The following is a 12817-nucleotide window of genomic DNA, read 5'->3' on the forward strand; positions in this document are numbered from 1 at the left end:
ACGGCCTCCGCTATCCTGCGCGGCAACGGCATTCGACAAGGCCGGAGCAGAAATGTCCGAGTAGGCGGGGCGCGGTTTTGAACAGGATTTTCGCGGCGATATTTGTCGTTCTCGCCCTCGTGGTATCGGTGGAGCCGGCGGTGGCGCAACAGGGGCCGGAACGGTTCTCGGCGTTGGCGCGGATCAATCCGGGCCACAGCTCCATTGTTGCCGCAGGACGCCATGGGGTGCGGGTCGGCCTGGGGATGAGCCAGGGGGTGCCCTATCGCCTGTTCACCCTCGACGGGCCGCCACGGCTGGTTCTCGACTTCCAGGAAATCGACTGGACCGGGCTGACCCCGGGGGCCTTGCTGCAGACCGATCGCATCCTGCGGGCTCAATTCGGCTCTTATGTGCCGGGCTGGTCGCGCATGGTGCTGGAACTGGCGCAGCCGATGGCGGTGACCCGTGCCGGAATGGCGATCTCCCCCGAGACCGGGGCGGCGGAGCTGACGCTGGAGCTGATGCCGGTGACCCAGGCCGACTTTGCCGCGCAGGTGGGGGCGCCGCGGGACGCGCGTTGGGATTTGCCGGCGCCGCAGGAGTTGCCGAAACCGGCTCCGAAACAGGCCGACGCGCCGCTGCGGGTGGTGATCGACCCGGGCCATGGCGGCATTGACCCGGGGGCCGAGGCTGGCGGCAGTTCGGAAAAGGATCTGATGCTGACCCTGGCGCGAGAATTGCGCGAGGTCTTGCTGCGTTCGGGCGGGTTCGATGTGGTGATGACCCGCGACGATGATCGTTTCGTGTCGCTGGAGCGGCGGGTGACGCTGACCCATCAGGCCGGGGCCGATGTCTTCATCTCGCTGCACGCCGATTCGCTCTCCGAGGGGCTGGCGCATGGGGCGACGGTCTATCTCCTGGCCGAGGACGCCTCGGACGTGGCATCGGCGCTGCTGGCGGAACGCCACGACCGTGCCAATCTGCTGTCGGGCGCCGATCTGAGCGAGGCGGACGACGAGATCACCGATGTGATGCTCGATCTGGCCCGGCAGGAGACCCGACCAAGGACCGAGGCGCTGGCTCAGGCGCTGCTGTCGGGGATGACCAATGTGGGCGGGCCGATGAACCGGCGGCCTTTGCGGGGGGCATCCTTTTCGGTGCTGAAAGCTGCCGATATCCCTTCGGTTCTGATCGAGGTGGGGTTTCTGTCCAGTCCGCGGGATCTGAAGAACCTGCAGGATCCAGACTGGCGCGCGGGGATCGCGCGGGGCATCCGCAACGGGCTGGTGAACTGGCGCAAGACCGATTTGGCGCGCCAGCCGCTGGTGCGGCAATAAAGGCCAGCCGCTGGTGCGGTGATAAAAGCCAGCCGCTGGTGCAGTGATGAAAACAGGGAAAGAAATCATGGACGAACGCCTGCGCATCATCAATCTGGGCCTGCCCAAATCCGGCACCACCACGTTGGGGGTGGCGCTGTCTCAGGCCGGGCTGAAGGTTGCGGATTGGCGTATCCGGGCGGGACAGACCGAGGACCGCGAGATCCTGTTCGGTTTTGTAGGTGATCACCTCTATCGCGGCTATTACGAGACCGGCGACCCGCTGGCGCTGTTGTCCGAATTCGACGCGGTGACTGAGATGAGCATCGCCTCGCATGGGTTTTCTCTCTGGCCGCAAACGGATTGGGGGTTGATCGAGGCAATCCGCAGGCACCATCCGAATACCAAATTCCTGCTCAGCCATCGGGAACCGGAGGCCCTGGTGAAATCCATGTTGGGGTGGTCGAACCTGGGAACCCTGCGCCTGCCGGAACAGAGCGTGCCCGGTCTTCCCGCCGGATACGGTGTGACACCGGCGCAGCTCGTGCGGTGGGTGGAGGGGCATTATTCCTTTTGTCGCAGGGTATTCCGGGGGGATGCCGATTTTCTGGAGTATGATCTGACCGATCCGGAGGCCTCGGGCAAGATCAGTGCCTTTCTGGGGATCGAGCTGCCCTGGTGGGGGCGCGCCAATGCCAAGGACCGCGGTGAGGAAAAAGACATGCCCTCGCCGGCGGTGCAGCGGAGCGGGGCGGCGCCGCGACGGCGGGTTTCTCTGCACGTCGGGGCGCATTATTGCGGAGCTACCGGCTTGCAGGCCTGTCTGCGGACCAACCGCGCGGCGCTGGCCGAAAAGGGCTGCGCGGTTGCCCTGCCGGACACTGGCGGCGAGGGGCTGCGTCTGAAGTTGCCTGAGCTGCGCCACCCGGCAGAGGAGGTGGATCAGATCACGTCTCGCGCCCGGCGCGAGATCAACCGCTTTGCAGGCAAGGCGGACAGGTTGATTCTGTCGGACGTGGGCATCCCCGGGCGCACGGTGCATTTCTATGGTGGCCGGTTTTATCCCGCGACGGAGGTGAGGACGGCGGCTCTGGCCCGGGCATTTGGTCAAGACCTGGATCATCTTCTTTATGTCATAAGCCCTTATGATGTGTTTTTCAGCCGCTTTCACCGGCAGCGCGCAGGCCGTCGGGCGGTGCCTGAGATCGCCGAATTCACTGCCGGGCTCGATGGGATGGACCGTGGTTGGCCTGAGCTGCTCGAGATCCTGCAAACGGCTTTCCGACCGAAGCGTTTCACCGTGATCGAGGCTGGGGCCGAGACCGGCTCCGATCTGGCGGTACGGTTGCTGGGGGGGCAGGCGCTGCCGGTTGCCGCCCAGGTCGATCCGGCGGGAGAGGCGACCGGCGGTGTCTCGATTACCGACCGTGCGCTGGTGGCCATCCAGCAGGGGTTCGCCGCGGATCCCAAGCTTTCCCGGGAAGAGATCGACCGGCTGATCGCCAGCCATGCCGAAGACCACAGTGATCTGGGATTCGCCCGCCTGCCGGAAGCCGCCGCGCACCGCTGGCGCGATCGTTACATGGCCGATCTTGACCGCATCGCCACGATGCCGGATATCGCGCTGGTGCGTTGCTGATCGGGCGGTCCCGGTCGGTTCCTGCGTGATCCCTGCGCCAACCGGCGCCGATGGCCGGTTCGTGTTTTGACCCCCGCAACGCGGATGCCTATATAGGGGCACCTGTGCGATAAAAGGCTTCATAGTGCTTCGGTTCATCTTTTCCTTCTTCGGGGCGATCTTCAGCTTCGTGACCCTGAGCATCTTCATGGTGGCGCTGCTGATCGGGGGCATCTTCTGGATGTATGCCCGGGATTTGCCCAGCTATGCGGCGCTGGCGCAGTATCGTCCGCCCACCATCAGCCGGATTTATTCCGGCGAAGGGCAGTTGATCGACGAATTCGCGCAGGAACGCCGGCTGTTCACCCCGTCGGACGAAATTCCCGATCTGGTGAAAGAGGCCTTCATCTCGGCCGAGGACAAGAATTTCTACACGCACAAGGGCTACGATCCGCGCGGCATTCTCGCAGCGGGGTTCGAGGCGATTCGTTCGCGCGGCAAGAACGTGCGCGGCGCCTCGACCATCACCCAGCAGGTGATGAAGAACTTCCTGCTGTCCGGCGATCGCCAGGCCGAACGCAAGATCAAGGAAATCATCCTGGCCGCCCGCGTCGAACACGCGCTGAGCAAGGATCAGATCCTCGAGCTGTATCTCAACGAGATTTTCCTGGGGCAGAACTCCTATGGCGTCACGGCCGCGGCTCAGACCTATTTCAACAAGACGCTGAGCGAACTGGCCCCGCATGAGGCGGCCTTCCTGGCCGCGATGCCCAAGGCGCCGTCTGATTTCCACCCGGTACGCAACAAGGCGCGGTTGAAGCTGCGCCGCGACTACGTGCTGCGCGAGATGAGGGAAAACGGCTATATCGACCAGGCGACCTATGAACACGAGGTCGCCCAGCCGGTGCGTTCGGTTCAGAATGGCGATTTCCCCAGCTTCAAGAGCAACCTGCCGCCGCGCGATTATTTCACCGATGAAATCCGCCGCCAGCTCAGCCAGGATTTCGGTGAGGGGGAATTCTTCACCGGTGGCTTTACCGTGCGCGCCACCGTCGATCGGGAGATGCAGATCGACGCTGCCCGCGCCCTGCGCGAACAGCTCGAACGCTATGACCGCGGGCGCGGTGTCTGGCGCGGCACCGGCAAGACGATTGCCGCCGATGAGCTGACCAGCGAAGAGGCCTGGCGCGCGGCGCTGGCCAAGATCGAGGTCCCGCGTGATGTCGAACTGCCCAGCCGGTGGTATCCCGCCGTGGTGCTGTCGGTCGGCAAGACCGATGCGCGGATCGGCATCGAAGATGTGCCAGAGGACCAGGATGGTCACTGGATTCCGGCGCAGGACGTGCAATGGGCCCGCAAGCGGCTCGAGGGCGGCAGGCTGTCGTCCAAGGCCAAGGTGGCCGGAGATCTGCTCTCGGTCGGCGATGTGGTGCTGGTGCGTCAGGTCACCGACAAGGAGGGTGCCTTTGTCCGCTGGTCGCTGCGCCAGGTGCCCGAGGTGCAGGGCGGCTTTATGGCGATGGACGTCAACACCGGCCGGGTGATCGCCATGCAGGGCGGGTTCTCCTATCAGGATTCCGTGTTCAACCGGGCCACTCAGGCGATGCGCCAGCCGGGCTCGTCCTTCAAGCCCTTCGTCTATGCCGCCGCGCTCGACAGTGGCTATAGCCCGGCGACCATCGTGGTCGACGCGCCGATCGAGATCAACACGCCGCAGGGTCTGTGGCGGCCGCGGAACTCTTCCAACAAGTTCTATGGCCCGACCCCGCTCAGGACCGGGATCGAGATGAGCCGGAACCTGATGACCATCCGTCTGGCGCAGGAGGTCGGCATGCCGACCGTCGCCAGCTATGCCGAGCGGTTCGGTGTCTATGATCACATGGGGCAGTATCTGGCCAATTCTCTGGGCGCCGAGGAGACCACGCTCTATCGTATGGTCGCGGCCTATGCGATGTTCGCAAACGGTGGTGAGCGGGTGGAACCCACGCTGGTCGACCGGATTCAGGACCGCTATGGCAAGACCATCTATCGTCACGACAAGCGCGACTGTGTCGATTGCGAAATTCGCAACCTGCCATCGGGCGAGGGCCCCGAAATCGTCTCGAACCGCAGCCGGGTGATCGACGCGATCACCGCCTATCAGCTGACCTCGATGATGAAGGGGGTGGTCGATCGCGGCACCGCGAGCGGTGTGGTTAAGCTGCCGGTTCCGACCGCGGGCAAGACCGGCACCACCAATGACGCCCGCGATGTCTGGTTCATCGGCTTCACCTCGAACGTGGTGGCGGGCTGCTATATCGGTTTCGATACGCCGCGGCCACTGGGGCGCAGCGCCTATGGATCGTCGATGTGCGGCCCGGTGTTCCAGGAATTCATGCAGCAGGCGGTGAAGAAATTCGGCGGTGGCCCCTTCGATGTGCCGCCGGGGGGGCATTTCATCAAGATTGACCGCTATACGGGTGCGCGACTGTCGGACGATGCCGGCGGCCCGGCGGTTGTGGCGGAATATTTCCGTGATGGCGAAGAGCCGATCTTCGGCCTGGCCTATGATGGGGGCTTTGCCATGGGCTCCAACCTGCCGCTGGTCGACGAAGTCACCTCGGGCGGGCGGCAAGTCACCACCTCGACCGGCGAAAAGGCGGTGGTCGGTCCCAAGGCCGATTTCGGCACCGTCAGCTCGGGCGGGTTGTATTGATCTCTGGCTGCCCTCTGCGCCGGCAGATGGCAGCCGATAATCCTTAGATCAGAGAGAGTTGCCTTTCCGGGTACATGAGTGCTTGCCGGCGACTGCACTGCACATATAGCGTGGCGAAGACCGCCAAAGCTATATGTGGAAGTTATGACATGATGTCTCTGGGCTCTCTCGCCGTTACCGATGTGCTCGAAGGATATGCGCCGCTGTCGGCGCTGAAGGCCCGCAACGCAGGAGTTGCCGAAGTCGACGGCAGGACATTGGTCTATCTGGGCGGCTATACTGACGGCACGACGCCGGTCTTCGAGCTGGGAGCGGACGGCCGTCTGGCGGCGCTTGCAGGCAGCGAGGGCGAGGGGCTTGACGCCAATGGCATATCTTCCGCGATCACGGTGAAGGGCAAGCCGTTCCTGTTGGTGGCGGAACCGTCCAGCCATTGGGTCATTTCCTATCGCATCGTGAAATCGGGCGACAATCAGGGCAGCCTGAGATACGCTGATCTGCTGGGCAACATCGACGGCTATGATTTCGAGCATGTAGACGAGGTGGTGCCGTTCAAAACCGGCGGCACGCAGTATTTCGCGGTGACGGGCTCGACTTCGATGTCGGTTTTCTCGGTCGGGCCCTATGGGGACATGAGTTTCCAAGCCAGCGTCGATGCCTCGGAGATCCCTGCGCTCGACGGGGTCGTCGGGGTGGCGGTCACGCAGGTCGATGGCCAGACCATCGCCATCGCGGGATGGGCCGAGGCGGTCGGGGCCTGGGACCATGTCGGCGGCGTCAGCAGTTTCATCGTCGGTGAGGATGGTACGCTTGCGGAGGCGGAGACCTTGGCGCTTCCCGGGGTGGGCTATCCCGCAGATATCGTTGCGGTCGAGGCGGGGGGAACATCCTTCGCGATTTTCCACATGGCGGAAAGCGATCTGCTGCGGGTCTATGCGCTCGATGCCGAGGGCCACATGACCGAGCAGTCTTCCTATGATCTCTTTGCCTCGGACGGCTTGACCGACCTTGCCGATCTCAAGGCGACCGAACTGGACGGTGTTCCGGTCCTTGTCGCCAGCGCACCGGGGCAGGACACGCTGGCGATCTATGGCGTGGCAGCGGACGGATCGCTGGTCTTGTTGCAAAAGCTGGTCGATGCGGTGGCCCTCGACGAGATCGACGATCTGAGCCTGGCCAATGTCGACGGGCATTATTTCGTACTGGCCGACGGCGCCGGCTTCTACGATATCGCGGTGACGACGGTCGAAATCGCCGGTGGCGACGATGTGGTGAAGGGGACGGCCAGAGCCGATACGCTGCTGGGGCTTGCCGGCGCCGACCAACTGGTCGGGCTGGGCGGTAACGACTGGTTGCTTGGCGGTATCGGGGACGATCTGTTGAAAGGCGGTAATGGCGCCGACTGGCTTGAGGGCAGCGCCGGTGATGATCGGCTGATCGGCGGCAAGGGCTCGGATCGGCTCGAGGGCGGCGTGGGGGGCGACCTGCTGCGCGGCGATGGCGGTGTTGATACCGTCAGCTATGCTGGCTCCGGCGCGGCGGTCGCGGTCAACCTCAGGGCCGGGACCGCGACCGGAGGGGACGCCACCGGCGATCGTCTCTTATCGATCGAGAATCTGGTCGGCACCGGCTTTGCCGACAAGCTGACCGGTTCCAACAAGGCCAACCTTCTTGATGGCGGCGATCGCAAGGATGTGCTCAAGGGGCTTGGCGGCGACGATCTGCTGCTGGGCGGGAATGGCAACGATCGGCTTGAGGGTAGCCGCGGCGACGACATCCTCGACGGCGGCGACGGCGACGATGTGCTTTTGGGCGGCGCAGGGAACGACCGCATCATCGGAGGCCCCGGCTTCGATGTCGCCAAGGGCGGCGCCGGGGATGATATCTTCGTCTTCGACGATCGCAGCCTTTACCTGAAGATCAAGGACTTCACCCCGGGCGAGGATCGGATCGACCTGTCGGGGCTGAGCGCGCTTGACAGTTTCGACGCGGTCCTGGACCGGCTTGAGGACACCACGGACGGGGCCTCGATTTTGGCCGGCGGGCAGATGATCATGCTGTCCGGTGTTCCGCTGGCCGAACTCGGGGCAGAAGACTTCCTGTTCTGATTTCGCCGGGGGCTCTCAGGGCAGGGCCGCACGAGAGTGGCCGTTTTTGTCTTTCCTGACGCCGGGGTGCTTGCCCGCATCCCGGCGCTGGTCTATCACCCACTCTCAATTCACGCACTACTGCAGGATCTCCCATGCGCGCCGAGACGCAGAACATCGTTTCCGACATCGAGAAATCGCTGAACCTTCTGGGGCAGCGGATGAACCGCGAGACCGCGCCGCACCGGCTGGAGGAGTTCAACGCGCGGGTCGAGGACCCGAACCTCTGGGACGATCCCGAAGCGGCACAGAAGCTGATGCGCGACCGGCAGCTTCTGGTTGACGCGATGGGCATCTATGACGGCATCCAGCAGGAACTGTCCGACAATGTCGAGCTGATCGAGCTGGGCGAGATGGAAGAGGATGACGAGGTCATCAAGGAGGCCGAAGAGGCGCTGAAGGCACTGCGGGAGACCGCCGCGCAGAAAGAGCTCGAGGCGTTGCTGGACGGCGAGGCCGACGCCAACGACACATTCCTGGAAATCAATGCCGGCGCCGGCGGGACCGAGGCCTGCGATTGGGCGGCGATGCTGCAACGGATGTATGTTCGCTGGGCCGAAAAGCGCGGCTACAAGGTGGAACTGCAATCGGAAGAAGCGGGCGCCGAGGCGGGGATCAAATCCTGCGCCTACAAGATTTCCGGCCATAATGCCTATGGCTGGCTTAAGTCCGAAAGCGGCGTGCACCGGCTGGTGCGGATTTCGCCTTTCGGAAAGGGCACGCGCGAAACCTCTTTCGCCTCCGTCTGGGTCTATCCGGTGGTCGACGACAATATCGAAATCGAGGTGAACCCGGCCGATATCCGGATCGACACCTTCCGGTCGTCGGGGGCGGGCGGTCAGCACGTCAATACCACCGACTCGGCGGTGCGGATCACCCACTTCCCCACCGGCATCGTGGTGACCAGCTCAGAGAAGTCGCAACACCAGAACCGCGACATCGCCATGAAGGCCCTGAAATCGCGGCTCTATCAGCTCGAACTCGACAAGCGGAACGCGGCCATCAACGAGGCGCATGAAAGTAAGGGCTCGGCCGGTTGGGGCAATCAGATCCGGTCTTATGTGCTGCAGCCCTATCAGATGGTGAAGGACCTGCGCACCGAACACGAGACCTCGGACACCAAGGGCGTGCTTGATGGTGATCTCGATGGCTTCATGGCGGCGACGCTGGCGATGAACGCCACCGGCAAGAGCCGGGCCGAGGCGCGCGGCGAAGGCTGAAAAAAGGTGCGCTGACTGGGGCTTGGGCCTTGGCATGCGGGCCGTTCCTCATTGTTGCGCAGCTTAGGGTTCCCATGCTCATTTGTCGCGTCTAGGGTGAACTCGTCATCTCCCTGAAGACGAGTATTTCATGACCCTGACCCGACTGAGTGCCGCGCAACTCCTGGCCGACCTCGGCTCCCGCCGCGTGTCCGCGGAGGAGCTTATGCAGGAAACCCTTGCAAGGATCGACGCGGTGAACCCCGCCGTCAACGCCATCGTGGCGCTGCGCGATTCCGATGAGTTGATGGAAGAGGCGCGCGCCGCCGATCAGGGGCCGCCTCGCGGCCCGTTGCATGGTCTGCCGATCGCGGTGAAGGATCTGGTCGACGTCGCTGGTATCGTATCGTGCCATGGCTCGGCCGCCATGGCGGGCCATATCCCCAAGGCGGACGAACTGCTGGCTGCGCGGCTGCGGGCCGCCGGCGCCATTCTGATCGGCAAGACCAACGTGCCGGAATTCGGCCTTGGCTCGCATACGTTCAACGCCGTCTATGGTGCTACCAAGAACCCCTATGACCCGGCGATGAGCTGCGGCGGGTCCTCGGGCGGGGCAGCGGTGGCACTTGCCACCGGCATGACCGCGCTGGCCGATGGATCGGACATGATGGGATCGCTGCGCAACCCGGCGGCCTGGAACAATGTCTATGGCTTCCGGCCGAGCTGGGGGCTCGTACCCTCTGAGCCGGCTGGCGACCTTTTCCTGCATCAGCTTGCCACGCTGGGGCCGATGGGGCGCAGCCCCGAGGATATCGCGCTGTTGCTGGATGTGATCGCCGGCCCCGATCCGCGCCAGCCGAACAATCTGCGGCATCAGCCGGCGGCGCCGCTGACACCGGTGGACCCGAAGGGGATGCGTATCGGCTGGCTGGGCGACTGGGGCGGCGCCTATGCGATGGAGCCGGGAATTATCGAACTTTGCGAAAGCGGTCTGAAGGTCTTCGAGGAGATGGGCGCGCATGTCGAGACGCTGGCGCCGCCGTTCTCTGCCGCAGCCCTGTGGGAGGCCTGGATCACCCTGCGTTCCTGGCAGGTGGGTGCCGGGCTGGCGCCGCTGATGGAGCAGCCGGCGCAACGCGCCAAGCTGAAGGATACCGCCATCTGGGAGGCCGAACGCGGCCTGGGGCTGAGCGCGATGGAGGTGCATCGTGCCAGTGTCATCCGCTCCGACTGGTTCCGCAAGGTGGTCGCGCTGCTCGAGGATTACGACGCCCTGGTGTTGCCCACCGCCCAGGCCTGGCCGTTCGACGTGAACGTCCCTTGGCCGACCTCGATCGCGGGGCGGGCGATGGATACCTATCACCGCTGGATGGAAGTGGTGGTACCGGTCAGCATCACCGGCCTGCCTTCGCTCGCCGTGCCCGCTGGCTTCGGCGATCAGGGACTGCCGATGGGCTTTCAGATTTTCGGCCGTCGCGGCGCGGATGTTCAGATCCTCGCGCTCGGGGCGGCTTACCACGCGGCGACCGAATGGCCGCAGAAGAGGCCGGCCATGTAGACCGCACCAAAGGGAGGAGGACCCACATCAATGGAAAAGCAACTGGGGGCGCCGCCGCTCAGGCCGATGACTTTTGCCATGCTGGCAGAGGCTCTGGCCTGCGGTTGGGCCGATTTTCGCCGCGCGCCGCTCTGCGGGGTGATCTTTGCGGGGGTCTATGTTCTGGCCGGCTGGGCCATGCTGGCCGTGACCTATGCCACCGGCACCACCTTTTGGCTGGTTCTGGCGGGGATCGGCTTTCCCCTGCTGGGGCCCTTCGCGGCGGTGGGGCTTTACGAGATTTCCCATCGGCTGGAGCGGGGAGAGCCGTTGCGGTTCGGTCCGGTGATGGGGGTGGTGCTGCATCAGCGGCGCCGGCAATTGCCGTCGATCTGCGCCGTTATTGTGATGGTGTTCCTGTTCTGGTTCTTCCTTGGGCACATGATCTTTGCCTTGTTTCTTGGGCTTTCGACGATGACCAATATCTCCAGCTCCTTCGAAGTGTTCATGACGGTGGACGGGATGAAGATGCTGGCCTTCGGCACCTTGGTGGGCGCGCTCTTCGCCTTGCTCGTCTACATGATCACTGTGCTGTCGCTGCCGATCCTGCTGGATCGCGAGGTCGATTTCGTCACCGCCATGATCACCAGTTTTGCCTATGTGCGCGATAACCCCGTCACCATGATCAGCTGGGGGGCCTTGGTTGCGGCGCTTACCTTCGTGGCGATGGTTCCGGGGTTTCTGGGTCTTCTGATCGTCTTGCCACTGTTGGGGCATGCGACCTGGCATGTCTATCGTCTGGCGCGTCAGCCCGAGACGGCGACCGCGGGCACATCGACCGGAAGGGAACGGGCCTGATCTGGCAGGGGCTATCTGAACGGCGTGTCGATCTGGAGCAGGCGACGGTGAAATGGTAGCAGCCCGTCGGCGGTGACGAAACCGGAGCCGCGCGCGGCTTCGAGCGCGGGGCCGATCTTGCGGCCCAGATATTCAAAGGTCATCCGGGTCATGCGGGTGCTGGTCAGCGTTTCGCGCATGGCACGGGTGGTATAGCCGACCCAGAAGTTGTTTTCGAAGGAAGGCACCCGGTACATGTAGTTGTAGGAGCCGGTCAGGCTGTTGCGCCGCGACAAGATCATGGCGATACCGTCCTCCTGCAGAGAGATATAGCCGCGAAATTCCCGGGTGCGGGCGTCGCAGGGTAGGCCTTGCGCGCGCATCGCCTCTTTCGCCTCGAACCCGCGCACCAGGGTCAGGCCGCCCTCGCGGAAGGCATAGATCAGACCGACCACGAATTGCGACTGGTCGGTGAAGCTGCGCCGTGAGAAGCGGTAGAAGCCTGAGGGGAGCTGTTGCTGTGAAATGGTGACCGAGGCTTTGCCCATGAATTCAGCCAGGAACGGGCTGCCGAGGAACTGGGTATTCTGGGTCAGCCCGTCGACCGGTTCCAACAGAATACGGGCATCGACATCGAAGAACTGGCAGATGCGGTCGAGCACGTCGGGGCGGGGAAAGCTTTCGCCCGAGAGGTAGCGATTCAATTGCGTCCGGTTGATGCCCAACTGCCGGGAGAGATCCGAGATGGAGGCGTATTTCTTCGATAGAATGCGCAGGTTGGCGCCGAACATGTTGCGAAGCTCGGAGGGGGAACGCGAAGACTTGTACATGGCGGCACCAGGTCGGTAAGAAAGCAATTTCTGCGAATGATAATCTATCGCAGGTTGAGCTCGGCTATTGCCAGTTTCCTCTAAAATGGTACAGAATTACTGGACATGCAACAGAGACCTGACGCTAATTAAGGTCAATTCTGTCTTTGTCTGACACAAATTTCTCCACCCCGATACGGTTTTTCCCATATTACGGTCGCCCGGTTTTGTCCCAGAATTGACCTCATGTGCGGAGCGGGGTTCGGACAATGTTTGGTGTAGTTCTTTGGAGTGATTCAGCGGACCGCAAGGCGGTAATCTGGTGCGAAGACCACGGCGAGCTGGCGTATTATCGGCAGTCGGCGCCGGGGGAAAGGGTGGCCTTCGATGTCGGCGACTGGGTTCAGTTCGACGTGACGATGGAGAGCCATATGCGGTACGCCCATAATCCGCGGCTGGTGGCTGAGGGGATGTTCGATGGGTTGCCGCAGTCTCTGACGGGCGCGTCGGAGGCGGGGGCAGAGCGGGCGGTCGTGCGGCCGATTCCGACACCGCCAGGGGCGGAGGTGATCCGCTTTTCCCTTGATCGAAAACGCGGAAAGAAAAACATGGTGACGAATACGGACTGGGCCTGCAACCGGGCCTAGGATCGTCATATTCGGGTCTGGTGGGGGACG

The 12817-nt window shown here is 63.5% G+C and carries 9 protein-coding genes; 8 read left to right on the plus strand and 1 reads right to left on the minus strand.

Annotated elements, in window-relative coordinates:
• The first annotated feature begins 77 nt into the window (after positions 1–77).
• From G455_RS0101235 to G455_RS23055, 7 genes are all read left to right on the plus strand, one after another.
• Positions 78–1319: an N-acetylmuramoyl-L-alanine amidase gene (locus tag G455_RS0101235; protein ID WP_028092005.1), complete on the plus strand. Its 1242-nt coding sequence runs from the start codon at positions 78–80 to the stop codon at positions 1317–1319.
• Between the two features lie 67 nt (positions 1320–1386).
• Positions 1387–2937 carry a sulfotransferase gene (locus tag G455_RS26610; RefSeq protein WP_161629380.1) on the plus strand — a complete coding sequence of 517 codons (1551 nt, stop codon included), beginning with the start codon at positions 1387–1389 and terminating at the stop codon, positions 2935–2937.
• Between the two features lie 124 nt (positions 2938–3061).
• Positions 3062–5611, plus strand: coding sequence for a penicillin-binding protein 1A (locus G455_RS0101245; protein ID WP_028092006.1), 2550 nt, complete (start codon positions 3062–3064; stop codon positions 5609–5611).
• A 149-nt stretch (positions 5612–5760) separates the two neighbouring features.
• Complete coding sequence (locus G455_RS26320; protein ID WP_051312088.1) at positions 5761–7719, plus strand: calcium-binding protein; 1959 nt, start codon at positions 5761–5763, stop codon at positions 7717–7719.
• A gap of 134 nt (positions 7720–7853) precedes the next feature.
• Positions 7854–8978: a peptide chain release factor 2 gene (gene prfB / locus G455_RS0101255; protein ID WP_028092008.1), complete on the plus strand. Its 1125-nt coding sequence runs from the start codon at positions 7854–7856 to the stop codon at positions 8976–8978.
• A 130-nt stretch (positions 8979–9108) separates the two neighbouring features.
• On the plus strand, positions 9109–10515 hold the full coding sequence (locus G455_RS0101260) for an amidase (RefSeq protein ID WP_028092009.1): 1407 nt from the start codon (positions 9109–9111) through the stop codon (positions 10513–10515).
• A 30-nt stretch (positions 10516–10545) separates the two neighbouring features.
• Positions 10546–11352 (plus strand): DUF2189 domain-containing protein, encoded by an 807-nt coding sequence (locus tag G455_RS23055; protein WP_035365888.1) that lies wholly within the window; start codon positions 10546–10548, stop codon positions 11350–11352.
• Between the two features lie 11 nt (positions 11353–11363).
• Here G455_RS23055 and G455_RS0101270 read toward each other — a convergent pair whose 3' ends face one another.
• Positions 11364–12161, minus strand: a complete 798-nt coding sequence (locus G455_RS0101270) for a helix-turn-helix domain-containing protein (protein WP_028092010.1) — start codon at positions 12159–12161, stop codon at positions 11364–11366.
• Between the two features lie 356 nt (positions 12162–12517).
• On the opposite strand from G455_RS0101270, the gene G455_RS25430 reads away from it, so the two are divergent.
• Entirely contained in the window at positions 12518–12787 is a 270-nt protein-coding gene (locus tag G455_RS25430) for a hypothetical protein (RefSeq protein ID WP_154664316.1), read from the plus strand.
• Positions 12788–12817: the final 30 nt, after the last annotated feature.

This window comes from Pseudodonghicola xiamenensis DSM 18339, from assembly GCF_000429365.1.
GTDB classification, from domain to species: Bacteria; Pseudomonadota; Alphaproteobacteria; order Rhodobacterales; family Rhodobacteraceae; genus Pseudodonghicola; species Pseudodonghicola xiamenensis.